This is a genomic window from Phyllobacterium sp. 22552, assembly GCF_052044585.1.
GTDB classification, from domain to species: Bacteria; Pseudomonadota; Alphaproteobacteria; order Rhizobiales; family Rhizobiaceae; genus Phyllobacterium; species Phyllobacterium ifriqiyense.
This window is the reverse complement of record NZ_JBQENG010000004.1, coordinates 272899-297313: the sequence shown is the minus strand read 5'-3', so window position 1 is coordinate 297313 and position 24415 is coordinate 272899. Positions and strand designations below refer to the sequence as shown.

Here is a 24415-nt window from a genome sequence, read left to right as displayed (position 1 = left end):
CAAAAAACACCTGTAAAAGTGATTGGATGACAAGGTTTGCGATCTGTGCCACATTTTGTACCTAATTTGTCCGGCACAAGCGCACAGGTTTGTAGCACACAGGAAGGCAGGGCATGAGGGAAGTACCCGCAATGCAGACTATTGCGCTCGTTGATGACGATCGCAACATTCTGACATCCGTATCCATCGCACTGGAGTCGGAAGGCTATCGCGTAGAGACCTATACAGATGGTGCTTCGGCATTGGATGGCCTGACTGCACGTCCACCCAACCTCGCGATCTTCGATATCAAGATGCCGCGCATGGATGGCATGGAACTTTTGCGCCGCCTTCGTCAGAAATCGGATCTGCCCGTTATCTTTCTCACATCGAAAGACGATGAGATCGATGAGCTGTTCGGTTTGAAGATGGGCGCGGATGATTTTATCACCAAGCCGTTTTCACAACGCCTGCTCGTCGAGCGTGTGAAGGCAGTTTTGCGCCGGGTCGCCGCACGTGAAAATACCGCCAAGCCAGGCAGCGTACAGGCCAAGTCGCTTGAGCGCGGCCAATTGGTCATGGATCAGGAACGCCATACCTGCACATGGATGGGTGAGCCGGTAACCCTGACAGTCACCGAATTCCTCATTCTGCATTCCTTGGCACAGCGCCCCGGCGTTGTGAAAAGCCGCGATGCTTTGATGGATGCTGCTTATGATGAACAGGTCTATGTTGACGACCGTACAATCGACAGTCACATCAAGCGCCTGCGCAAGAAGTTCAAGGTCGTTGACGACGACTTCGATATGATTGAAACGCTTTATGGCGTTGGTTATCGCTTCCGCGAAACCTGATTGCGGGCAAGCCTGCTTTCAAAGCCGACCAATCGGCTGTAAAATTCGGTTGTCTCAACGTGATATGAGTGCGATGAGACAACCCGTTCCTGATGTTTTGAGGCAAAGATGGTAGCCGAACTGCGAGGCGGCAATATTACGCGCAAGAGCGCCGTCATGCGCCGGAAGCGCTCGGTTGCCTTGCGTCGGCTGTTCAAGCCGCTCAATCGGGTCTTTGGAAACTATCTCTTCTCAAGCCTGACACGGCGCATTCTTTTCCTGAATCTCGCAGGTTTGGCCGTGCTGCTCTCCGGCATCATGTATCTCAATCAATTTCGCGACGGGTTGATTGATGCACGCGTCGAAAGCTTAATGACGCAGGGCGAGATCATCGCTGGTGCAATTGCCTCATCGGCCACTGTGGATACAAATTCCATTGCGATTGATCCGGAAAAACTGCTGGAGCTCCAGGCAGGGCAAAGCATCACGCCTTCCCCTGACGTTCTCGATAATCTCGATTTTCCCATCAATCCCGAACGCGTGGCTCCTGTCCTGCGCCGGCTGATTTCTCCCACACGCACCCGTGCTCGCATTTATGACCGGGATTCGAATCTCCTGCTCGATTCTCGTCATCTTTATTCACGCGGGCAGGTGCTCCGTTATGACCTCCCACCCATTGATGGGGAAGAGCCCAGTTTTTTCGAGCGTCTTACCAATCGCATGACACGGCTCTTGCGTCGAAGCGATTTGCCGATCTACCAGGAATTGCCCGGCGGTAATGGCTCGTCCTATCCGGAAATCGTTAAAGCCCTGACGGGACAACCGGCAACTGTCGTGCGCATGACGGAAAAAGGCGAGCAGATCGTATCGGTTGCCGTACCGATCCAGCGTTTTCGTGCTGTGCTCGGCGTTTTGCTCCTGTCGACCGAAGGCGGTGACATTGATAAGATCGTCCAAGGTGAACGCTATGCAATTATCCGTGTATTCACGGTTGCAGCGCTGGTCATGGCCATTCTTTCCCTGTTTCTGGCTTCGACAATTGCCAATCCGTTGCGTCGGCTTGCTGCGGCCGCGGATCGCGTTCGCCATGGTGTGAAAAACCGCGAGGAAATCCCTGATTTTTCCGAGCGGCAGGATGAAATCGGGCACCTTTCGACCTCAATTCGTGACATGACAAATGCGCTTTACGCGCGGATTGAATCGATCGAAAGCTTTGCTGCCGATGTCAGCCACGAGTTGAAGAATCCGCTCACATCCCTGCGTAGTGCTGTTGAAACCTTGCCATTGGCCAAGAATGATGATTCCCGCAAACGGTTGATGGATGTCATTCAGCACGACGTGCGCCGTCTTGATCGCTTGATCACGGACATTTCCGATGCATCACGGCTTGATGCAGAACTTGCCCGTGAAGATTCCGAGCATGTGGATCTCAAATTCCTGTTGGGCAATCTGGTGGTAGCCGCGCGCGAGGTTCGGCGGAACAAGAAAGATACACGTATCGAGTTCGTCGTGGACAAGCTGCCAAATAACCGAAAAGGGTTTTTTGTCGTTGGCCATGATTTGCGGCTTGGGCAGGTGGTGTCAAATCTTATTGAAAATGCCCGCTCGTTTGTTCCCATTGAAAATGGCGTCATCACAGTCACGCTCCAGCATTTGGGCGACCGAATCCGCATCCTCGTTGAAGACAATGGCCCCGGTATTCGCGTCGAACAGATAGACCGCATTTTTGAGCGCTTCTATACGGATCGACCAGCGGGTGAGGCCTTTGGACAAAACTCAGGACTTGGTCTTTCGATCAGCCGCCAGATCATCGAAGCCCATGGCGGCACGTTGAATGCCGAAAATATCATTGATCCGAAAAATCCGGAAAATTACCTTGGCGCACGGTTCATAGCCATTTTGCCGGTCGAGGCATAATCGGATGTCCGAACTGATTCATGCCACTGCTGTCGTGATTGGTGATCGGGGTATCATAATCATCGGGGCTTCGGGTTCCGGCAAATCGTCTCTCGCCCATGCTCTTTTGCAAAGAGCCTTTGCCGAGGGCCGCTATGCAACATTGGTCAGTGATGATCAATGTCTGGTGCGAGCCGTTTCCGGACGATTGATTTGCTCGCCTCCCGATACGCTACGCGGTGGAATGGAAGTGCGCGGCTCAGGATTGCACGCATTTGCCTATGAACCGCACGCGGTGATTCACCTTATGGTACGTCTGGTTGAGCCCGCGCAGGTTGTGCGATTACATGAAAACACCCATATACAACTGCAAGGTGTCGCAATTGCGCATTTGGACCTACCTGCGGGTGAAGTTGAATCCGCCTGCCGTTCGGTTGAGGCATGGTTATTCAAGCCAGAATGGAAAAATAAGCTGGTGGATTCAGCGGGTTAACGAGTTATCCTGCGATAAAATGACTGACTGCCATGTGGATGACATTTTCTGCTTGCCTTCGCGATTCGTCCTGCCAGAATGCGACACCTGCCAAACGGGGCATTTTAGAGCGCAGAAAAAGCCTACTCTTAAACGGGCTGGCGCGACAGGAGCAGTTTCAGAATGATCGGACTCGTGCTTGTGACGCACGGAAGACTGGCCGAAGAGTTTCATCATGCGGTTGAGCATGTGGTCGGGCAGCAGGAATATCTGGAGACCGTCTCGATCGGTGCAGATGATGATATGGAGCAGCGCCGGCGGGACATCGTTGATGCTGTCGCTCGCGCTGACAATGGCTCAGGCGTCATTATCCTCACCGACATGTTTGGCGGAACACCTTCCAACCTTGCAATTTCGGTAATGGAAGCTGGACGTGTGGAAGTTATCGCCGGCGTTAATCTTCCAATGCTGATCAAGCTTTCCAGTGTTCGGCTTACCAACGACATGGCTGCCTCCTTGAAGGAAAGTCAGGATGCCGGACGCAAGTACATTAATGTTGCCAGCCAGGTGCTGACAGCCAAATAGAGGTAGTAAATGCGTCTGACTGCCGAAACGACTGGCACATTTAATGCGGAAAACGCGCTCGTTGAATTGTTCGAGATCGTCAACAGGCGTGGCTTGCATGCGCGTGCTTCTGCGAAGTTCGTCCAACTGGTTGACGGATATGATGCTCATGTGCGTGTCGAAAAAGATGGAATGACCGTCGGCGGCACCTCAATCATGGGATTGATGATGCTGGCAGCTTCGCCCGGTTGCTGCATCAAAGTCAGCGCCTCTGGTCGCCAGGCTTCCGAAGTCATGAAAGCGCTTGGCGTTTTGATTGCGGATAAATTTGGTGAAGAAGCCTGAGCCTCGATCGCTGAGAGATCACTTTTCCTGAGCCCGATACGAGGTTTCGATGCGTCTGCGCGATTGCTATAATTTCCATGATTTCAGAGCCTTGGCCAAGCGGCGTCTGCCCGGCCCCATCTTCGACTATATCGATGGAGCGGCTGATGATGAGGTTACGCTGCGCCGCAACGCTGCAAGTTTTGAAAATTGCGACCTTCTCCCAAGCGTTCTTCGCGGCGTTGAATCCGTCGATATGTCGGTAACGATTATGGGACAGAAATTGGCCCTGCCATTCTATTTGTCTCCAACAGCCTTGCAGCGTCTCTTCCATCATCGCGGCGAACATGCCGTGGCCAATGTCGCTTCCAAATATGGCACAATGTTTGGTGTTTCCTCGCTAGGAACTGTCGATCTTGAGCAGTTGCGCAAGCAGCATAGCGGCCCACAGGTCTATCAATTCTATTTTCACAAGGATCGCGGGCTCAACCACGCCATGATGGAGCGCGCCAAGGGTGCGGGCGTTGAAGTGATGATGCTGACCGTCGATAGTATTACCGGCGGAAACCGCGAACGTGACAAGCGGACCGGTTTTTCCATTCCTTTCAAACTCAATCTGGCAGGAATGCTGCAATTCGCCATCAAGCCGATGTGGGCGTTGAACTATCTTTCACATGAAAAGTTCAGGCTGCCGCAGCTTGAAGGGCATGTGCAGATGGAAAGCGGAGCCATGTCGATCAGCAAATATTTTACGGAGATGCTCGATCCGTCCTTGGATTGGGATGATGTGGAAAAAATGGTCAAGCTCTGGTCGGGGCAGTTTTGTCTTAAGGGCATCATGTCGGTGGCCGATGCAAAAAGAGCAGTCGATATCGGCTGCACGGGTATCATCCTTTCAAATCACGGTGGCCGCCAGCTGGATGGATCGCGCGCTGCCTTTGATCAGCTGGCCGAAATTGTCGATGCTGTCGGCGACAAGATTGACGTGATCATGGATGGCGGCGTTCAGCGGGGAACGCATGTCTTGAAGGCGCTTTCCCTAGGCGCAAAGGCGGTGGGTGTCGGCCGGTATTATTTGTTTCCGCTCGCTGCCGCAGGACAGGAAGGGGTCGATCGCGCTGTCGATCTCTTGAGAATAGAGGTTGAAAGAGGCATGAAGCTTATGGGCTGCACCTCCATTGATCAGCTTTCCCGCGAGAACCTGCGCTTCCGGTAAAATCAAAATCATCAACAGAAATGGCGCAGTTGCTTGATGCCGCATATGCACGCATAAGGATTTCTTTATATCCCATTGTATGCGGATGGCATATCTGCTAGTCAAGCGCATCTCCGGCGGTCTGAAAAACTGGGCCTTGCCGATCCAAATAACAAAGACGGAGCTGAAAAAAGATGGCCGATAAGCAGGATTACGTAGTCAAGGACCTTGAGCTGGCCGCGTGGGGCCGCAAGGAAATGGACATTGCTGAAACCGAAATGCCAGGTCTGATGGCCAGCCGTGAAGAATTCGGCAAGTCGCAGCCGCTCAAAGGCGCGCGCATCACCGGCTCGCTGCACATGACCATTCAGACAGCGGTTCTGATCGAGACTTTGCAGGAGCTGGGTGCAAAAGTGCGCTGGGCATCATGCAATATTTTCTCTACCCAGGATCATGCTGCAGCAGCCATTGCCGCAACCGGCACGCCGGTATTTGCGATTAAAGGCGAGTCGCTCGAAGAATATTGGACCTATACGGATAAGATTTTCCAGTGGCCGGATGGTCAGCCATCCAACATGATTCTCGATGATGGCGGCGACGCCACAATGTATATTCTGATCGGCGCGCGCGCCGAAGCTGGCGAAGATGTTCTTTCGAAGCCGGAAAGCGAAGAAGAGGAAATCCTCTTCGCGCAGATCAAGAAGCGCATGAAGGAAACTCCGGGCTTCTTCACCAAGCAGCGCGATGCGATCAAGGGTGTTACCGAAGAAACCACAACGGGCGTTAACCGTCTCTATCAGTTGCAAAAGAAGGGCCTGCTGCCTTTCCCCGCAATCAACGTCAATGACAGTGTTACCAAGTCGAAATTCGACAATAAATATGGCTGCAAGGAATCGCTGGTTGACGGTATTCGCCGCGCAACCGACGTCATGATGGCCGGTAAGGTCGCTGTTGTTTGCGGTTACGGCGATGTCGGCAAAGGCTCGGCCCAGTCGCTGCTGGGTGCCGGTGCTCGTGTCAAGGTAACTGAAGTCGATCCGATCTGTGCTTTGCAGGCAGCCATGGATGGTTTTGAAGTCGTCACGCTGGAAGATGCAGCACCAACGGCTGATATTATCATCACCACGACCGGCAATAAGGACGTCATCACCATCGACCATATGCGTCAGATGAAAGACATGGTCATTGTTGGCAATATTGGACACTTTGACAACGAGATCCAGGTTTCGGCCCTGCGCAATCTCAAATGGAACAACATCAAGCCGCAAGTCGACATGATTTCGTTCCCAGACGGCAAGCGTCTTTTGCTTCTGTCCGAAGGCCGCCTATTGAATTTGGGCAATGCAACAGGCCATCCAAGCTTCGTTATGTCAGCCTCCTTCACCAATCAGGTTCTGGCCCAGATCGAGCTTTATAGCCGTGGTGATCAGTACAAGAATGAAGTCTACGTCTTGCCGAAACATCTCGACGAAAAGGTTGCGCGCTTGCATCTCGACAAGCTCGGAGCGAAATTGTCGGTTCTTTCGGAAGAACAAGCTGCCTATATCGGGGTGACTCCAAAGGGTCCATTCAAGTCTGACCACTACAGATATTGATATAGCTAGAATATACCTACAATATATAGAAGCCGGAGAAGTGACAAATTCTCCGGCTTTCTTTTTTGCGCATAGTTCTTCCCGTCGATTCCCTCAAGGTTTATTGTAGTGATTCGGGATGACGTTGCTCTTGATGGGCCAAATGGTGATAAGCCGGATGGAAAAGAGGATCGTCATTCGTCTGGATGGGGCTGCGACGGTTGACATGAGAATTAAAGGTGATGTTCGCAGTGAAGATGCAGCACACAAACGATCCGTGCTGAGCAGGCTGCAAACCCGGGCATTGAGCGCAGTTTCCGCGCTGCCAATCCTTTTGACTGCCTCCTTCTCTGCTCACGCTGAAGATATGCTTGGCCTGATCGATACTCCCTTCGGGATGAAAGTCGGCACGTTTGAAGTCGTTCAGTTCGCAATGTTTCTTGGTGCCATGGGTGCTGCCCTGCTCTCCGCGGGCTGGCTCATTCGGGAGCGCAGCCGAATTGCCCATGAGAACCGCCATTTGCGTGACAAGGTTGCCGATCTGAATGTCACGGTTCAGCGCAACGAAGCCCTGCTCAATCTTAAGGATCAGCGCGTTATAGTTTGGGAGGGAAGCTCGTCGACTCCCGTGCTCATCGGCAGTCTGCCGCCTGAAATCGGCGTGCCCGAAAGCCGCTCGCTTTTTCTGGCCTTTGGCCGCTGGTTGCGGGTTGAATCCGTCACGCTTTTGGACCGGTCAGTATCGGCGCTGCGCGAGAAAGCCCGTCCTTTCGACATAGCCATCGAGACCTCGAAAGGCACGCCGCTGGAAGTGCAGGGCCGCACTTCTGGCGGATATGCTATCGTGCGCTTCATCAATCCAGGCGAAGTTCGTGCCGCTCAAGCCATGCTTAAAGCCGAAAACTATCATTTGAGCGAAGCTGTCGCGACGCTGCGTGGTCTGCTGGATGCAATCGATATGCCAGCCTGGAGCCGCAGCAGTGAAGGTCAGTTGAATTGGGTTAATCTGGCCTATGCAAAGGCTGTCGACGAGCGCGACCCCAATAGCGCGGTTCGCGATGGTCGCGAGCTTTTCGGTATTCAGGCGCGCGAACGCATAGAGCGCGACAAGACACTGAACCGTAAATTCCACGATCAACTCTCGACCGTAGTTGGCGGCGACAGGCACGTATTCAGCGTTACCGATATTGCCGCAAGCAATGGATCTGCCGGTATGGCAATCGATATCAGCGAAGCTGAGTTGATCCGGGAGGAATTTAAACGGACTGTCCTCAATCATTCGGATACGTTGGATCAGCTGAATTCGGCTGTCGCAATGTTTGATGCCAACCGAAAGTTGCAATTCTTCAATCAGGCATTCGCCAAATTGTGGGGCCTCGAGACACCATTCCTTGAGAGCAATCCTGACAATGCCATGTTGCTCGACCGTTTCCGCAGCGATGGCATATTGCCCGAGCAGCCGGATTGGCGGCGCTGGAAGGAACAGGTTCTTTCCGCCTATCATTCTATCGAATCGCAGGAATATGTCTGGCACCTGACCGATGGCCGCACATTGCGGGTTATCGTCAATCCCCAGCCGAAGGGCGGCGTTACCTGGGTGTTCGAGAACCTGACTGAAAAGCTTGAACTCGAAAGCCGTTATAACACGCTGATCAAAGTGCAAGGCCAGACGCTGGACTACCTTGCTGAAGGTGTTGCGGTGTTTGGGTCAGACGGAAAAGTACGTCTTGCCAATCCTGCTTTTGCATCCCTGTGGTCGCTGAAGAGCGAACAGGTAGCGGAAGGCACGCATATTTCCGCAATCCGGCGGGTGTGCGAACCTGTATCGGACGCGGATAATTGGGAATCCTTTGTAACGACAGTCACTGGTTTTGATGATGAGCGCCGCTCGCTCTCCGGCCATATAGAGCTGACAACGGGTAAAATATTGTCTTATGCAACGGCGCCACTGCCCAATGGCCAGACAATGCTCACCTTCGTCGATGTGACGGATTCTGTTCAGGTTGAGCGTGCGCTGAAAGAAAAGAACGAAGCGCTGGAGCGTACTGACGAGCTGAAGAATGATTTTGTCCAGCATGTCTCTTATGAACTGCGTTCGCCGCTGACCAATATTATGGGCTTTACCGAGCTTCTCCAAACGCCCATGACGGGACCGTTGAACGACCGTCAACGGGACTATCTTGATCATATCGGCACTTCTTCATCAGTGCTTTTGACCATCGTGAATGACATTCTTGATCTGGCCACTGTGGATGCGGGGATCATGGAGCTCGATATCAGCGATGTTTCCGTCACCGATGCCGTCACTGTTGCATCGGAGAAAGTCGCCGACCGGCTCAAGGAACATAATATTCTGCTCGATACGCGTATTGAGACAGGCACAGGTTCGTTCCGTGCCGATGCAGCCCGTATCAAGCAGGTGCTGTCCAATCTTTTGAGCAATGCGGCTAACTATGCTCCGGAAGGCAGCACGATTACGCTCAAGTGCTGGCGCGAACAGACGGAAATGGTGTTCAGTGTTATGGATAATGGCCCCGGAATGCCGGATTATGTGCTCAACAGCATTTTCAAGCGCTTCCAGCCTTACCCGAATGGCGGGCGCAAACGCGGTGCGGGGCTGGGCCTGTCCATTGTGAAGGGCTTTGTCGAATTGCATGGTGGAACAGTTGATATAGACAGTTCTGCAGGCAAGGGCACGCTGGTTACCTGTCGATTCCCGCTGGAGGCACGGTCCTTCAGCCTCGCTGCCGAATAGTCTGAATGACCCCGTTTTCTGTAGAACTTGCGAACGCTGAAGATACGGCACGCTTGGGCCAAGATGTTGGTCTGTCCCTACGCAAAGGGGATCTCATTGCTTTGAGCGGCGATCTTGGTGCGGGCAAATCGACATTTGCCCGTGGTTTAATCCGTACGATCGCTGATGATGCGGATTATGACGTACCAAGCCCGACTTTTACTATCGTGCAATCCTATCCCGAATTGCGGCTGCCCATTAGCCATGTCGACCTGTACCGTCTTTCCACTGCCGATGAGATTGACGAGTTGGGGCTCGACGAGGCGCTGCTTGATGGAATTGTACTGATCGAATGGCCTGAACGCGCTGACGGGTTTTTGCCGCCGGTCAGCTTGAGCATCACGTTGCAGGATCATGGAAGTGGCCGCAAAGCCTTCATTGAAGGGCCCCCTGATGTTCTGGCGCGATTGGAACGTTCTCTGGCCATCCGCTCTTTTCTGGCAAGATCGGGTTTAGCGCATGCTGAACGGCGTTATCTTCTCGGCGATGCATCCGCCCGGGGCTATGAGACCTTGTCGACGGGCAGCGGAACCCCGCTCATCCTGATGAACTCACCCTATAATCCGGGCGGTCCAATCCTGCGCGATGGCAAAACCTACATGCAGATTGCGCATCTTTCCCAGTCAGTGAATGCTTTCGTGGCCTTGGATCGTCTCCTGGCGTCCAAAGGCTTCAATGTCCCGCATATCAACGCCGAAGATTTGGAGCATGGTTTTCTCGTCATCGAAAATCTCGGCAGTGATGGTATTCTTGATAAGGATGGAGCGCCCATCTTCGAGCGCTATGAGGCTGCTGTGCGCTTGCTGGCCAAACTCCATCAATTCATATGGCCGCAGGATATCCCCGTAGGAAATGGAGCTACGCATCGTCTGCATCATTTCGACCGGGATGCGATGATGATTGAAGTTGAGCTTTTGTCGGACTGGTATGTGCCGCGCATGAACGGAACAGTGATAAGTCCCGATTTGAAGAGCAGTTATATCGCTGCATGGGATAATGTATTTAGCCAGCTTAGTAATGCCGAGCAATCCCTGCTTCTGCGCGATGTTCACTCACCCAACATCCTTTGGCAGGCTCATAGATCAGGTATTGAACGCGTTGGCCTGATTGATTTTCAGGATGCGATGCTCGGTCCTTCGGCCTATGATGTCGCATCTCTCATCATGGATGCGCGCGTGACGATTGAGCCCGACATGCAGGATTTGTTGCTTGCGGCCTATATTGAAGAGCGTCGCGCGGGAAGCACAGCTTTTGATGAGACCGGTTTCAAAAAAGCCTTTGCCATTATGGCGGCGCAGCGCAATGCAAAGATTCTTGGCATATTCGTTCGGCTCGATGAGCGCGACGGCAAACCATTTTATTTGAGGCATCTTCCGCGTATTCAAACTTATCTGGAGCGGGTTATTGATCATCCGGCTCTGGCGCCAGTCAAGGATTGGTGCGAAAAGAATGGAATACTCGCCCAAAGGATTAAGGCATGACACCGCATACAGCTATGGTTCTCGCTGCCGGTTTGGGAAAACGCATGGCACCGATAACCGATACAATACCAAAACCTTTGGTAAAGGTAGCCGGCAAATCATTGATTGATTGGGGGCTGGATTCGCTTGCCGGCGCTGGCGTGCGACGCGCCGTGGTCAATGTGCATTATCTTGCCGACCAGCTTGAAACGCATCTGATGGAGCGCACGGCGCCATTGATCGAAATCTCCAATGAAAGAGAGCAGTTGCTCGACTCTGCGGGGGGTATCATCAAAGCCCTGCCGCAAATTGGCTCTGAACCATTCTATGTTTTGAATGCCGATACTTTCTGGACCGATAGCGACAAACCCAATCTTGTCCTGCTTGCCGAAGGGTGGAATGATGCGAGCATGGATATTCTCTTGATGATTGCCCATATGAATCAGGCTGTTGGACGCGAAGGTGGTGGCGATTTCAGCATGAGCAATACCGGGCAATTGCGCCGTTTGAAGCCGGGTGAGACATCGCCCTATATTTATGCCGGAGCGGCGATCATCCATCCGCGCATTTTCGCGAATGCTCCATCGGGTAAAGTATCATTGAACCGATATTTCGATGAAGCGATTGCAGCTGACAGGCTCTTTGGACTGCCGATGGATGGCATTTGGCTGACAGTCGGCACGCCGGATGCAATAGAAGAGGCAGATGCCGCTATTGCCAAGCAGGGGATTCATGGCTGAGCGCCAGAATCCGAATATTTTCTCCATAGCGCCGGGTACGCCTTTTCTTCCGGCGCTTGTGGATGCGCTGCAATCGGGAGCCTTGATTCCGGGTTATCCTGCAAACGCCAATGATCCAATGGCGCTGGCCCATGCTACAATCTATGTGCCGACCCGTCGTGCAGCGCGAACGCTGCGTTCGCTACTTGTCGAGAAAAGCCCGGTTAAATCAGCGATCCTGCCAGTAATCCGAGCATTGGGCGATGTCGATGAAGATGCAGCCATGTTCGACATGGGTTCCGATGCCTTCTTCGACCTTCTGCCGGCAATAGGCAGTGTCGAGAGACTTTTGCTTTTAGCGCGACTGGTCCGGCCTTGGCGCGAACGCCTGCCAGAACATGTGCGTGCCTTGTTTGGAAATGAGGAAATTGCCATTCCGGCAACGACCGCCGATGCGATCTGGCTTGCCCGCGATCTTGCCGGACTCATGGATCAGGTTGAGACTGAAGCTGCCGGATGGTCAACGCTTTCCAATATTGTTTCTGAAGAACTGCCGAATTGGTGGCAGGTCACTCTCGATTTTCTAAACATCGTCACAAGCCTTTGGCCCGATATTCTGGCTGAACGCAGACGTTCCAACCCCGCTGCCCACCGTAACCGCCTGATCGAGCTTGAAGCCGAAAGGCTCCTGCGCAAGGCGTCGCAGGGTCCTGTCATTGCGGCGGGCTCTACTGGATCCATACCTGCAACGGCAAAGCTCTTGGCTGCTATTGCTTCATTGCCCATGGGCGCCCTTGTCCTTCCAGGGCTTGATCGCGATATGGATGCCGTCAGCTGGGATGTTTTGGCAAGCACCGCAGACAATCCTTCGATTTTTGGTCACCCGCAATATGGACTGCGCAAACTGCTCGGTGAACTGGGTGTGCTGCGTCAGGATGTGATTGTGCTGGGCGGCGTCACTCCAGAAAAACGCCAACGCGAAAACCTTTTGGCCGAGGCGATGCGCCCCGCCGACACGAGTGAGGCGTGGGCGCAAATTAACCGGAACAGCGGTCAGTTTTCCGCCGCCGTTGCCTCCATTGCCTTGATTGAAGCCTCAAATGAGCGCGAGGAAGCGCTGAGCATCGCAGTGGCCTTGCGCGATTCCATAGAACAACCGGGCAAGACCGCAGCTCTGATTACCGCCGATCGCGATCTTGCCCGCCGTGTGTCAACGGAACTCGCGCGGTTCAATATTGCCGCTGATGATTCCGGTGGACATGCCATGCGCGAAACGCAACCTGCGGCTTTGATGCGACTGGTCCTGGATATTGTTTTCAATCCCGGGGATCCGGTTGCGTTACTGGCTTTGCTAAAACATCCACTGACGCGGCTTGGCCTTGATCGTGTCAGGGTTCGCCAGGCTGCAGAAACTATTGAACTGGTTGCGCTGCGTGGTGGTACAGGGCGAGCCACCCTATCGGATTTCCAGCAACATTTCGAAAGACGCCTTGCCGAAACAGGATCTACGCCATTTGAACCGGCCTGGCTTCGCCAGATCAGCGCTGCAAGAATTGAGTCCGCGCATATCGTCTGCAAGGCGCTTAGCGGTGCGATGGAACCCTTGATTCATTTTGTTGGAGTCACGGAATCTGTACAGCTGCCGCAGATCATTCAGGCGGTTGTTGCCAGTCTGGAAAATCTGGTGCGGGATGATCAGGGAGATATTGCTGCACTTTATAGTGGAGCGGCCGGTGAACAATTCGCCGCCTTCCTGCGCAATCTGATCTCGGCGGATTCGCAGCTCGATTTTTCTGTCGGCGAATTCCCCGCAATGATGGAAGCTTTGATTGCGGGAGAGGTTGTAAAACCAAAAGCGGGCGCGCATCCGCGCCTGTTTATCTGGGGCGCACTGGAAGCGCGATTGCAAACGGTCGATACGATGATTATCGGCGGACTGAATGAGGGCTCATGGCCGGGTAAAACGCGCAATGATCCGTTCATGTCACGACCGATGAAATCCATTATAAATCTTGATCCGCCGGAGCGGCGCACCGGCCTTGCCGCGCACGATTTTCAGATGGCGCTGGGAATGGACCAGGTCATTCTTACACGTGCACAGCGCTCAGCAAATGCGCCAACGGTTGCTTCGCGCTGGTTGCAAAGGCTGGAGACGGTTCTTGGCAATGACGCTACCGGAGAGCTGCGCAGGCGTGGGGCAAAGTACCTTGGATGGGCGCGGGAAATCGACCACGCGCCGGATGAGGATTTTGTCAAACGACCGGAACCGAAGCCGCCTTTAACAGCCCGCCCCAAGCACTTCTCAGTTACAGAAATAGAGACGCTCCGGCGCGATCCCTATGCCATCTTTGCCAAGCGCATTTTGCGGTTGCGGCCCATTGAGCCATTGATCCGTGATCCTGACGTGGCTGAGCGCGGTTCGCTCTTTCACAATATCCTCGCGCATTTCACGGAACAGGGCATTGATCCTCTTGATGCGAATGCCGCCAGACGTCTTCTGGAAATAGGCAGGCAGTATTTTGACGACATCGCGCTACCGGAAGAAATCGATGCAGTCTGGTGGCCCAGGTTCCAATCGCTGGTGCCGGAATATCTGAACTGGGAGCGGCTACGAGACCATCTGATTTCCGAACGTCATCCCGAAATTGCTTCCAAAAAGATTGTCGTCGAAGCAACTGGCGTCACACTTTCAGGCCGGGCAGACCGAGTGGATTTGCGCCGCGACGGTACGGTTGACATCATTGACTACAAGACCGGATCAACACCATCCAAGCGGCAGGCCCATGTTCTTTTGTCGCCGCAGCTAGCGCTGGAAGCCGCATTGCTGGCACGGGGTGCGTTTCACGAGGTGGGCCCACGCAAAGCCGCTGATCTTCTCTATGTGCGGTTACGGCCAAATGGAAAAGTCGATCCGGAATCCATTTTAAGAATCGGCACGGCTGCCAATGGAAGTGAAAAAACTGCGCCGGAGTTGAGCGAATTGTCCTGGTTGCGCCTCAACGAATTGCTGACGGCCTATGGTGATCCGCATAAGGGCTATCTGTCCCGTGCTCTGCCATTCAGGGAAAGTGACTTGACCGGCGATTATGACCATCTGGCCCGCGTTTTGGAGTGGTCGGCTGGTGGCGCTGAAGAGGGAGGGGAGGGCGAATGAGAAAGCCTCGAACCATCCCGCCGGAAACCACGCGCAACCAGAGCAGGGCAGCAAATCCAAAGGACTCTGTCTGGGTGTCGGCAAATGCGGGCTCCGGCAAAACCTATGTCTTGACGGATCGTGTCATCCGCTTGCTGTTGGATGGCACCGACCCGTCGAAAATCCTGTGCCTGACCTATACGAAAGCTGCTGCGGCGGTGATGCAAAACCGTGTCTTTGCACGCCTTTCCGATTGGGCAACCATGGATGGCGACGCGCTGGCAAAAATCATTGAGGACATTGACGGTGCACGGCCGGGACCAAAGCGGCTGGCTCAGGCGCGCCGCTTGTTTGCGCGGGCGCTTGAGACCCCCGGCGGCCTCAAGATACAAACCATTCACGCCTTTTGCGAAGCCATTCTGCATCAGTTTCCGTTAGAGGCGAATATTGCCGGTCATTTCGAACTGATGGACGACATGATGCAGGTTGCGCTTATTGGCGAAGCGCGGCGGCAGGTGCTGCAAGCAGCGCGTCTTGATCATAATGTCGAGCTTGCTTCAGCCTTTGCGGATGTGCTTGACGCTGCCGGGGAGTTCGGCCTGCAACAGCTTCTTGATGAGGCGGTCACCAAGCGCAATGATCTTACCCGCTTTATCCGAGAAGTCGGGCAAGACGACCTGCGCAGGACGGCGTTCTACTCCCATTTCGGATTTACCGGCACTGAAACAGAAGACGATATCCTTTCTGCACTGTGGCCGGTTCAGGAATTTGACCGGGAAATGCTGCGTTCGATCCTCGATATTCAAAAGAGTGCCGCACGAGCGCAGGAATTTGCGATGATCCTGCTCGACGCCAAGTTTGGGCCCGAGTCTGACCAACGCGAAGAGGCATTGCGAACCGCGTTTATCAAGGCGACAGGAGAGCCCAAAAGCGGGTCTTTCATTGGGTCCAAAGGGGTAACAGAGCGGTTCCCGGATTTCATCGAGCGATTCGACCGCGCTGCACAGCGCGTGTTCGAGGGTTTGGATAAATTAAAGCAATTGCGCCTTCTCCGGCTGACTTTTTCAGCCTTGGTGGTGGTCGATGACCTTATCGGCCGCTATGAGCACATGAAAAGAAATCGCGGACTTCTCGATTTTGACGATCTCATTGTCAGGACCGTGGCATTGCTTGCGCGGCAGGATGCAGGGCCTTGGGTGCAATATAAGCTCGACAAGGGAATTGACCATATTCTCGTCGACGAAGCGCAGGATACCAGCCCAAACCAGTGGAACGTGATAAGGCTTCTCAGCGAGGAATTCTTTACCGGCAATACCGCACGCAATGTGCGGCGCACCCTTTTTGCAGTCGGCGACGAAAAGCAATCGATTTACTCGTTTCAAGGTGCGATTCCGGAGGATTTTGCCAGGCACGGCAAGGCGACGGAGCAAAAAACCGGCCAAGCTGAACTGACCTTTGAACGCGTCAATCTCAACTTCTCGTTCCGCTCTGCACCGGACGTTCTGTCTGCAGTGGACAAGGTGTTCGAGCGGCCGGAAGCCCATCGCGGCTTTGGTGTCGATCACGGTCCGACTGTCCATACAGCCATTCGCGACCATGATCCGGGCGAAGTGCAGATCTGGGATATGCTGACACCGGAAACAACACCGGAAGAGGATGACTGGCGAACACCAGTTGATAGTTTGCCAGCACCACCCGTGCGTCTTGCGGAGCAAATTGCCCGAACCATTGAGCACTGGTTGAAGAATGGTGAAATCATTGAAGGGCAGAACCGGCGCCTTGAAGCGCGCGATATCATGGTGCTGGTACGCAAGCGTGACCAGTTCATGCCGGCTTTGTCGCGCGAATTAAAGAAGCGCCATGTTCCGGTCGCCGGTGCAGACCGTCTGAAATTGACGGATCACATCGCAGTCCAGGATCTCATGGCGCTTGGGCGGTTCATGCTTTTGCCATCCGATGATCTGTCTTTGGCGGCACTCCTCAAAAGCCCCCTGTTCAAGTGGGATGACGATCAGCTCTTTACGCTCGGTTATGAGCGGGCGGCTAATGAAACGCTTTATGAGCGGCTATTGGCGCAGGCAAAGGATGATCTGTTGCTGGCTCCGGTTGCCGCGCGTCTTCAGGAGTGGCGCAACCGTGCCGATACTGTACCAGTCTTCGAGTTTTATGCGGATATTCTTGGACGCGGCGGCGCGCGCCGTGAGCTTCTTGCACGTCTTGGCCATGAGGCGGGCGATGTTATCGATGAGTTCCAAAACTACGCAATCGCAACCGAAAAAACCGGTTTGCCGGGCTTGCAGGCATTTTTGGAAACGCTGGAAGCAGTAACGCCGGAAATCAAGCGGGAGCTGGATCAAAGCCGTAATGAAGTCCGCATCATGACGGTGCATGCTGCAAAGGGCCTTGAAGCCGCCGTGGTATTCCTCGTCGATTCCGGCAGTTCGGCTTCTTCAGGCGGGCGTATGTCCAATCTGCTTTCTTTCGATATGAGAGAATATAGCGGCTGGGAGGGCAAAGGGTTTTTGTTCGTACCCGGAAAGGCCTATGCGACTGCTTTCTCGGCGGGCCTTGTCGATAAGCTGAAGGTAAGGGCAGAAGAAGAATATCGCCGCCTGCTTTATGTCGGCATGACACGTGCTGAAGATAGACTCATCATTTGTGGTTATCGCGGTTCGCGGCAGGTGCCGGATACATGGCATGGGCTTGTGGAGGCAGCACTCGGTGACACGAGCGAGCCAGTGCAACATCCTGTCGAGTCTGTCATCGCCAAGCGTTACCGGTTGACTGAACCCGCAGCCGCTACGCCTATCGAACTAGAGCTTCCCCTTGAGCCAAGGGCCGTTCCCTTTCCTCCTACCTATCGCATACCGATGCCTCGGGAAGCGGGCTTGCCAAGGCCCCTTGCACCATCGGGCGTATCGGTGCTGATCGAGCCCGATGATGAGGCGCCGCTGGTCACAGGTTCGCCGGTGCTACTGACAGATGGAAAGAATCCCGCTTTCGCCATCCGCCGCGGCACGGTCATCCACGCGCTGTTGCAGACTTTGCCCGATATTCCGGACGAACAACGTGCGCAGGCGGCTCAGCGTTATCTCAGCCGCGCCGCTTATGATTGGGAACCGGAGGAGATCGAGAAGGCGCTTAACTCGGTCTTTGCTGTGCTGAATTCAGCCGATTTTGCGCCGGTCTTCGCGCCAGGTTCATTGGCGGAAGTCGCAATCATGGGAACGCTGCATATTCGCGGCAAGGATCATGCGGTTTCCGGCATTATTGACAGGCTTGCTGTGAGCGAAAGCCGGGTTGTAATTGTCGACTACAAGACTAACCGTCCTCCGCCGCAAAATCTGTCGACGGTTCCAGATGCCTATATCGCTCAGCTTGCCCTTTACCGGAAGCTACTTGAGCCGCTTTATCCCGGCAAGACAGTAGAAGCGGCTTTGCTTTTCACCGAAGGTCCCCATCTTATCGACATACCGGTGCACGCCATGCAGATTGCTCTTGAGCGAATGGCTTGAAACTGGACAGGATTGTTCCCGTCTTGGAATTGGCAAGAAAGCTGCTATATTGATTTTGGAGTGTGGGGTGAGCTTTGCCCACCCCACTTCCCTATGATGTTACGAATGAAACCCGGATTGTCAGTGTCCAGCTGGTCCGGGTTTTTCGTACCTCAAAGGTAATAGACATTGGCAGATACCACATATCTATTGCTCCAAGTTTGAGGGCATATGGCCGTATGCCTCAGCCAGGGAGGCCATCTCTCTGGTGCACTGGCTGGATCCGTGCTGCTGCTTCGCCCTCAAACTGCTTGACGAAATACGATTGAAGTAGTGCTTTGAGCAACAAACGCAGGGTTGAAAGCCGTCAGGTGACAGATTGCACTGAATCGTGACATGAGTCGGCTTGACTAGGCACAGCAGACTCACCACATGATGGGCAACACATTCACAAGGTTAAGGAACAGCTTCATGGCTACCACCGTCAAAATTGACACCAGCAATTTCCAGTCCGATGTAATTCAGGCCGGTCAGCCTGTCGTTGTGGATTTTTGGGCAGAATGGTGTGGCCCTTGCAAGATGATTGCACCGGCGCTTGAAGAAATCGCTGCGGAAATGGATGGCAAAGTTACAATCGCCAAAGTTAATATTGATGAGAACCCTGAATTGGCTGCCCAGTTTGGCGTGCGCTCGATTCCGACTTTGCTGATGTTCAAGGATGGTGAGCTCGCTGCCAATCTGGTTGGCGCTGCTCCAAAGAGCAAGCTTTCCGACTGGATCAAAAACTCGGCTGCTTGATCAGTTCTGATATTCATCGAAAAGCCCGCTGCAAAGCGGGCTTTTTGTTATTGGAAGTTACTGCGGCGGCGTTCCGTTTTCTGAAAGCACGTCGCCAGCCAGATAGAGCGATCCGCCAATCAATATCCGTGGAGCGGGCTCGGACTTGTCCCAGCTATCGCGCAGGATTTTCAAGGCGTTTCCCACCGAATAAACAGGCTCGGCGGAAAGTCCGGCTTCTTGCGCTGCCAGAGCGAGTTCCTCATGGGGAATGCCTGCATCGCTTGATCTGATCGGCACCGTGTAAACATGCCGCGCCATGCCCGTAAAAGCCTCAAAATACCCTACAGGGTCCTTGGTATTGATCATTCCGGTAATCAAAAATAGCGGACGCTGGCTGCGATCCTCCAACGTGGCAATTGCCTCAGCGATCACCATGCCAGCTCCGGGATTATGCCCGCCATCGAGCCAGATTTCTGAGCCGGGCACTGCCATATCGACCAGGTTGCCCTTGGTCAGGCGCTGCATCCGGGCGGGCCATTCAACTGTACCCATCGCTGTTTCAACGGCGTGGTCGGGAATGGTAAAGCCCGCAGTCCTGACCGCCTGAATCGCTGCGGCGGCATTTGCCAATTGATGGCGGCCGGGCAGGTTGGGCAGAGGCAGATCCATCAAGCCTACATTGTCCTGATAGACCATGCGTCCGCGCTCTTCGAAACTCAGGAAATCCTGACCATAGACACTATAAGGGCAATCACGGCGCTCGGCAGTCTCGATCAACACTGTGCGTGCCGCATCATGTTCCTGTGCGCCGATAATAACCGGACAACCCGCCTTGATGATACCGGCCTTTTCGGCGGCAATCAGCTCAACTCGATCTCCGAGATAGGACTGATGATCGAGCGAAATCGGCATGATAACGCTGACGGCAGGCTCTGGAATGACGTTGGTTGCATCGAAACGTCCCCCAAGCCCAACCTCAAGGAGGACGGCATCGGCGGGGTGCTCGGCGAAAAGGACAAAAGTCACGGCGGTCAGAATTTCGAAGACCGTAATCTGCTGCCCTGCATTGGCATCAGCCACACGCCGAACCGCTTCGAACAGCGTATCGTCATCGACAATCTTGCCCTTTCCGGGCGCACCAAGGCGATAACGCTCATGCCAACGCACAAGATGCGGGGACGTATGAACATGGACCGTATAGCCCGCCGCTTCCAGCAATGCGCGGGAAAAGGCGGTGGCAGAGCCTTTGCCATTTGTGCCAGCCACATGAATGACCGGCGGCAGGTTCAAATGGGGATTACCGAGCGTATCCAGAAGCCGGGTAATCCTGCCCAGCGAAAGGTCAAAACCTTTAGGATGCAGTCCGAGAAGCCGCTCTATTTCCTGTGACGCGCGTGATGACATCAAAATGCGGTTTCCAATAAACCGAAACCCGTCAAGATTGCGCTTCAGCTATTGCCGGAACTGCTGGCGTTTCCGCTTCCGGCTCAACAACTTTCTCCGTTGCCGGTTCGCCCATCAACATCTTCAAAAGCCTTGCAATTGTCGTTTTCAGCTCCGTGCGGGGAACGACCATATCAACCATGCCATGCGTCTTGAGATATTCTGCCCGTTGAAAACCTTCAGGAAGCTTCTCGCGTACAGTCTGCTCGATAACGCGCTGTCCGGCAAAGCCGATAAGCGCACCAGGCTCGGCAATGTGAATATCGCCAAGCATGGCGTAGGAAGCAGTAACGCCGCCTGTCGTGGGGTTGGTAAGAACAACAATATAGGGCAGACCTGCTTCTTTCAGCATTTCCACCGCTACTGTCGTGCGCGGCAATTGCATCAGCGAAAGAATGCCTTCCTGCATGCGCGCGCCGCCAGATGCAGCGAAGAGAACGAGCGGCTTCTTCTGGGCGATAGCAGTTTCGAAGCCTTTGATAATGGCTTCACCGGCTGCCATGCCGAGCGAGCCGCCGATGAAGTTGAAATCGTGGATTGTAACGACGACCGGCAGACCTTCAATCGTGCCAAGCGCATTGATGATTGTATCTTCCTGTCCGGTCTTGGAGCGGTGCTCCTTCAGGCGATCGACATAACGTTTTTCGTCACGGAATTTCAGCGGATCGGTTGCAACCTTCGGCTGTTCCAATGTTTCGTAAACGCCATTGTCGAAGAAGAACTTCAGACGATCCTTGGCTGGAATACGCATGTGGTGGCCGGACGATGGCACAACCCACTGGTTCTTTTCCAGATCCGTATGAAAGACCATTTCGCCGGACTCGGGATCTTTGATCCAGAGGTTTTCCGGCATTTCACGACGTCCAAGCATCGAATTGATTTTCGGCCGGACGTAGTTCGTGATCCAGTTCATGATCGGTCCTGTTTTTTATCTATCGGAATGTTGATTTAAGACTTCTATTCGGCTGCTGCAAGTCGCACTGCGCGTACGCCGCTCGACAGGCCCTGAACCATCGTCGCTACAGCTTCGGCAGGATCGGCTACAAGCGAACCATCCGGATTAATCGTATTGGCCACCGCGTTTATGATTGCGGTACCGACCACAACGCCGTCAGCGGAAGCCCCCATGACCTTGGCCTGCTCGGCAGTCTTGACGCCGAAACCAACCACGACAGGCAAATCCGTGTGCTGTTTGATCCGGTGAACGGCTGCGGCAATCCTTGTCGTGTCCGGCAAAGCTGAACCGGTAATGCCATTCATCGAAACGTAGTAAACGAAGCCGGATGTATTCTGCAAAACCTTTGGCAGGCGCTTTTCATCAGTCGTGGGTGTGGCAAGACGGATGAAATTGATGCCGGCCTTGATTGCAGGAATGCAAAGCTCTTCATCCATTTCCGGTGGAAGGTCAACGATGATTAGACCATCAATGCCCGAGGCAACCGCATCTTTCAGAAAGCGGTCAACGCCATAAATATAGATCGGGTTGTAGTAACCCATCATGACGATTGGCGTCGTATTATCCGTTTCCCGGAACCGCGCCGCCAGATCAAGCGTCTTAGTCAACGACATGCCCTTTTTAAGGGCGCGAAGACCGGCAGCCTGAATGGCCGGACCGTCGGCCATCGGATCGGAGAAAGGCACGCCAAGCTCAATAATGTCCGAACCGGAACCCGGCAAGGCCTTCATGATCCTGAGTGAGGTTTCAAAGTCCGGATCGCCACCCATGAAATAGGTGACCAGTGCCGGACGGCCTTCAGCCTTCAAAGCCGCGAATTTTGCATCGATACGTGTCGCCATTGTCAGATATCCATTCCAAGCAATTGGCCGACAGTATGCACGTCCTTGTCGCCGCGGCCTGAAAGATTGACGATCATGATCTTGTCCTGCGCCATTTTGGGCGCAATTTTCACCGCATGGGCAATCGCATGCGCCGATTCCAGCGCAGGAATAATGCCTTCCGTGCGCGTTGTCAGCGTGAAAGCGTCCAGCGCTTCATCATCGAGGATAGGCACATAGCAGACACGGCCCGTGTCGCGCAGCCATGAATGCTCGGGACCGACGCCGGGATAATCGAGACCGGCGGAAACCGAATGACCATCGAGAATCTGGCCATCGGCATTTTGCAGCAAATAGGTGCGATTGCCATGTAGCACGCCCGGGCGGCCAGCGCTCATCGAAGCGCAGTGCTCTTCGCCGTCCAGTCCACGGCCTCCTGCTTCAATACCGATGATCTCGACACCTTTGTCGTCAAGGAATGGATGGAACAACCCGATTGCGTTGGAACCACCGCCAACAGCAGCGATAATCGTGTCGGGCAGGCGGCCTTCACGCTCCAGGATCTGCTCGCGCGCTTCCGATCCGATGACAGACTGGAAGTCGCGCACAAGTTCTGGATAAGGATGTGGACCTGCGGCAGTGCCGATCAGGTAATATGTGTCATCGACATTCGAAACCCAGTCGCGCAGCGCTTCATTCATCGCATCTTTCAGCGTGCCGTGGCCCGATGAGACGGGCTTCACTTCAGCGCCGAGCAGTTTCATGCGGAAGACATTCGGCTTTTGGCGCTCAACATCGGTTGCGCCCATATAGACCACGCAAGGCAGGCCAAAGCGCGCAGAAACCGTAGCCGAAGCGACACCGTGCTGGCCAGCACCAGTCTCCGCGATGATGCGGGTCTTGCCCATGCGTTTGGCGAGAAGAATCTGGCCGAGGCAATTATTGATCTTGTGGCTGCCCGTATGGTTCAGGTCTTCGCGCTTGAAGTAAATCTTGGCACCGCCATCAAGACCCTGATCTTTGGCAAGCTGACGAACATGCTTGGTCAAACCTTCGGCATAATAGAGCTTTGAAGGCCGTCCGGCATAATGGGTGGAGAGTTCCTGCAGCTCCGCCTTGAAGGAAGGGTCGTTCTTGGCATCGTCATAGGCCTGCTGCAATTCAAGGATCAATGGCATCAGGGTTTCGGCAACAAACCGTCCGCCGAATATACCGAACATGCCCTCTTCATCGGGGCCTGTTTTAAATGAATTGGGTTCCGCCACCTTGTCCACCACCATACTCCCTGTCATACCGCATTCACGCTTTGAGCGGCGCGTACCGCCTGAAAAAACTCTTTGATCAGGCTAACATCTTTAACGCCCGGAGCGGACTCCACACCCGATGAAATATCAATACCGCGCGCATTCGTCGCTTGCAGCGCCGCGCCAATATTAGCCGCGTTCAGCCCGCCGGAAAGCATGTATGGAACCTGCCCGCCAAGCGCGCTGAGCAGCTGCCAGTCAAAAGAAACACCATTTCCGCCCGGAAGCTCAGATCCCTTGGGCGGCTTGGCGTCAAAAAGAAACATATCGGCCACGCCATCATAAGGTTTGATCTGGTCAAGATCATCGCGCTCGCGTAAGGCAAAAGCCTTGATTACAGGCAGCCCGAAACGCGCCTTCACCTGGGCAACACGCTCTACAGTTTCGTGCCCGTGCAATTGCAGGAAATCCGGTTTCATCGCAGCAACAATCGCATCAAGCGTTGCATCATCGGCGTCAACAGTCACGGCAACTGCCTTTGCCCTGCCAATGGCTGCTTTTCGCAGCCTTCCTGCTTCAACCGGATCGATATTGCGCGGGCTTTTTGCAAAGAAAATAAAGCCAATATGCGATGCGCCACCATCCAGCGCTGCAGCAACTGCATCGTCGGTTTTCAATCCGCATATTTTGATATCAAGGTTCATAGGGCGCAACTCGCATGAAAATGCGTCAAAG

The 24415-nt window shown here is 54.0% G+C and carries 18 protein-coding genes; 13 read left to right on the top strand and 5 right to left on the bottom strand.

From position 1 onward, the window contains the following. Nucleotides 1-113: 113 nt before the first annotated feature. From ACTJI9_RS11590 to trxA, 13 genes are all read left to right on the top strand, one after another. A complete protein-coding gene (locus ACTJI9_RS11590; protein WP_162802600.1) occupies nt 114-833 on the top strand; it encodes a response regulator transcription factor in 720 nt (239 codons plus the stop codon). Between the two features lie 108 nt (nt 834-941). After that, nucleotides 942-2729 (top strand): sensor histidine kinase, encoded by a 1788-nt coding sequence (locus ACTJI9_RS11585; RefSeq protein WP_115054522.1) that lies wholly within the window; start codon nt 942-944, stop codon nt 2727-2729. Between the two features lie 4 nt (nt 2730-2733). Next, the gene (locus tag ACTJI9_RS11580) at nt 2734-3201 is read left to right on the top strand and encodes an HPr kinase/phosphorylase (protein ID WP_307281543.1); all 468 of its coding nucleotides are present in this window, start codon (nt 2734-2736) and stop codon (nt 3199-3201) included. A 162-nt stretch (nt 3202-3363) separates the two neighbouring features. Further along, entirely contained in the window at nt 3364-3765 is a 402-nt protein-coding gene (locus tag ACTJI9_RS11575; protein WP_115054524.1) for a PTS sugar transporter subunit IIA, read from the top strand. Nucleotides 3766-3774: 9 nt separating this feature from the next. After that, nucleotides 3775-4089: an HPr family phosphocarrier protein gene (locus tag ACTJI9_RS11570; protein WP_115054525.1), complete on the top strand. Its 315-nt coding sequence runs from the start codon at nt 3775-3777 to the stop codon at nt 4087-4089. A gap of 49 nt (nt 4090-4138) precedes the next feature. Continuing rightward, nucleotides 4139-5284: an alpha-hydroxy-acid oxidizing protein gene (locus ACTJI9_RS11565; RefSeq protein WP_115054526.1), complete on the top strand. Its 1146-nt coding sequence runs from the start codon at nt 4139-4141 to the stop codon at nt 5282-5284. Nucleotides 5285-5457: 173 nt separating this feature from the next. Then, on the top strand, nt 5458-6858 hold the full coding sequence (ahcY, locus tag ACTJI9_RS11560) for an adenosylhomocysteinase (RefSeq protein ID WP_115054527.1): 1401 nt from the start codon (nt 5458-5460) through the stop codon (nt 6856-6858). A 205-nt stretch (nt 6859-7063) separates the two neighbouring features. Then, complete coding sequence (locus tag ACTJI9_RS11555) at nt 7064-9592, top strand: ATP-binding protein (protein ID WP_440808475.1); 2529 nt, start codon at nt 7064-7066, stop codon at nt 9590-9592. A 5-nt stretch (nt 9593-9597) separates the two neighbouring features. Then, entirely contained in the window at nt 9598-11112 is a 1515-nt protein-coding gene (tsaE, locus tag ACTJI9_RS11550) for a tRNA (adenosine(37)-N6)-threonylcarbamoyltransferase complex ATPase subunit type 1 TsaE (protein WP_440808116.1), read from the top strand. Next, on the top strand, nt 11109-11831 hold the full coding sequence (locus tag ACTJI9_RS11545) for a nucleotidyltransferase family protein (protein ID WP_440808114.1): 723 nt from the start codon (nt 11109-11111) through the stop codon (nt 11829-11831). Before tsaE ends, ACTJI9_RS11545 begins: the two co-directional genes overlap by 4 nt. Then, entirely contained in the window at nt 11824-14964 is a 3141-nt protein-coding gene (gene addB, locus ACTJI9_RS11540; RefSeq protein WP_440808112.1) for a double-strand break repair protein AddB, read from the top strand. The genes ACTJI9_RS11545 and addB overlap by 8 nt, the downstream gene beginning before the upstream one ends. After that, entirely contained in the window at nt 14961-18458 is a 3498-nt protein-coding gene (addA, locus tag ACTJI9_RS11535) for a double-strand break repair helicase AddA (protein ID WP_440808110.1), read from the top strand. Before addB ends, addA begins: the two co-directional genes overlap by 4 nt. Nucleotides 18459-18908: 450 nt before the next feature. Continuing rightward, a complete protein-coding gene (gene trxA / locus ACTJI9_RS11530) occupies nt 18909-19235 on the top strand; it encodes a thioredoxin (protein ID WP_115054532.1) in 327 nt (108 codons plus the stop codon). Between the two features lie 57 nt (nt 19236-19292). On the opposite strand, the gene ACTJI9_RS11525 is transcribed toward trxA, so the two are convergent. The 5 genes from ACTJI9_RS11525 to ACTJI9_RS11505 are packed head-to-tail and all read right to left on the bottom strand — an operon-like array spanning nt 19293 to nt 24384. Next, nucleotides 19293-20621 carry a bifunctional folylpolyglutamate synthase/dihydrofolate synthase gene (locus tag ACTJI9_RS11525; protein ID WP_440808107.1) on the bottom strand — a complete coding sequence of 443 codons (1329 nt, stop codon included), beginning with the start codon at nt 20619-20621 and terminating at the stop codon, nt 19293-19295. A gap of 31 nt (nt 20622-20652) precedes the next feature. Next, nucleotides 20653-21573 (bottom strand): acetyl-CoA carboxylase, carboxyltransferase subunit beta, encoded by a 921-nt coding sequence (gene accD, locus ACTJI9_RS11520; RefSeq protein ID WP_115054534.1) that lies wholly within the window; start codon nt 21571-21573, stop codon nt 20653-20655. Nucleotides 21574-21617: 44 nt separating this feature from the next. Further along, complete coding sequence (gene trpA / locus ACTJI9_RS11515; RefSeq protein WP_307281572.1) at nt 21618-22457, bottom strand: tryptophan synthase subunit alpha; 840 nt, start codon at nt 22455-22457, stop codon at nt 21618-21620. A gap of 2 nt (nt 22458-22459) precedes the next feature. Next, entirely contained in the window at nt 22460-23728 is a 1269-nt protein-coding gene (trpB, locus tag ACTJI9_RS11510; RefSeq protein ID WP_440808103.1) for a tryptophan synthase subunit beta, read from the bottom strand. Next, nucleotides 23725-24384, bottom strand: a complete 660-nt coding sequence (locus tag ACTJI9_RS11505; protein WP_440808101.1) for a phosphoribosylanthranilate isomerase — start codon at nt 24382-24384, stop codon at nt 23725-23727. Before ACTJI9_RS11505 ends, trpB begins: the two co-directional genes overlap by 4 nt. Between the last annotated feature and the right edge of the window lie 31 nt (nt 24385-24415).

Excerpts from the sequence above, each read along its gene's own strand:
- ACTJI9_RS11575 (WP_115054524.1), top strand. The coding sequence starts at position 3,364 with ATGATCGGACTCGTGCTTGTGACGCACGGAAGACTGGCCGAAGAGTTT.
- ACTJI9_RS11580 (WP_307281543.1), top strand. The coding sequence starts at position 2,734 with ATGTCCGAACTGATTCATGCCACTGCTGTCGTGATTGGTGATCGGGGT.
- ACTJI9_RS11585 (WP_115054522.1), top strand. The coding sequence starts at position 942 with ATGGTAGCCGAACTGCGAGGCGGCAATATTACGCGCAAGAGCGCCGTC.
- accD (WP_115054534.1), bottom strand. The coding sequence starts at position 21,573 with ATGAACTGGATCACGAACTACGTCCGGCCGAAAATCAATTCGATGCTT.
- addB (WP_440808112.1), top strand. The coding sequence starts at position 11,824 with ATGGCTGAGCGCCAGAATCCGAATATTTTCTCCATAGCGCCGGGTACG.
- tsaE (WP_440808116.1), top strand. The coding sequence starts at position 9,598 with ATGACCCCGTTTTCTGTAGAACTTGCGAACGCTGAAGATACGGCACGC.
- ACTJI9_RS11555 (WP_440808475.1), top strand. The coding sequence starts at position 7,064 with ATGAGAATTAAAGGTGATGTTCGCAGTGAAGATGCAGCACACAAACGA.
- ACTJI9_RS11570 (WP_115054525.1), top strand. The coding sequence starts at position 3,775 with ATGCGTCTGACTGCCGAAACGACTGGCACATTTAATGCGGAAAACGCG.
- ACTJI9_RS11545 (WP_440808114.1), top strand. The coding sequence starts at position 11,109 with ATGACACCGCATACAGCTATGGTTCTCGCTGCCGGTTTGGGAAAACGC.
- trpA (WP_307281572.1), bottom strand. The coding sequence starts at position 22,457 with ATGGCGACACGTATCGATGCAAAATTCGCGGCTTTGAAGGCTGAAGGC.
- ACTJI9_RS11590 (WP_162802600.1), top strand. The coding sequence starts at position 114 with ATGAGGGAAGTACCCGCAATGCAGACTATTGCGCTCGTTGATGACGAT.
- trxA (WP_115054532.1), top strand. The coding sequence starts at position 18,909 with ATGGCTACCACCGTCAAAATTGACACCAGCAATTTCCAGTCCGATGTA.
- addA (WP_440808110.1), top strand. The coding sequence starts at position 14,961 with ATGAGAAAGCCTCGAACCATCCCGCCGGAAACCACGCGCAACCAGAGC.
- ahcY (WP_115054527.1), top strand. The coding sequence starts at position 5,458 with ATGGCCGATAAGCAGGATTACGTAGTCAAGGACCTTGAGCTGGCCGCG.
- trpB (WP_440808103.1), bottom strand. The coding sequence starts at position 23,728 with ATGACAGGGAGTATGGTGGTGGACAAGGTGGCGGAACCCAATTCATTT.
- ACTJI9_RS11505 (WP_440808101.1), bottom strand. The coding sequence starts at position 24,384 with ATGAACCTTGATATCAAAATATGCGGATTGAAAACCGACGATGCAGTT.
- ACTJI9_RS11565 (WP_115054526.1), top strand. The coding sequence starts at position 4,139 with ATGCGTCTGCGCGATTGCTATAATTTCCATGATTTCAGAGCCTTGGCC.
- ACTJI9_RS11525 (WP_440808107.1), bottom strand. The coding sequence starts at position 20,621 with ATGTCATCACGCGCGTCACAGGAAATAGAGCGGCTTCTCGGACTGCAT.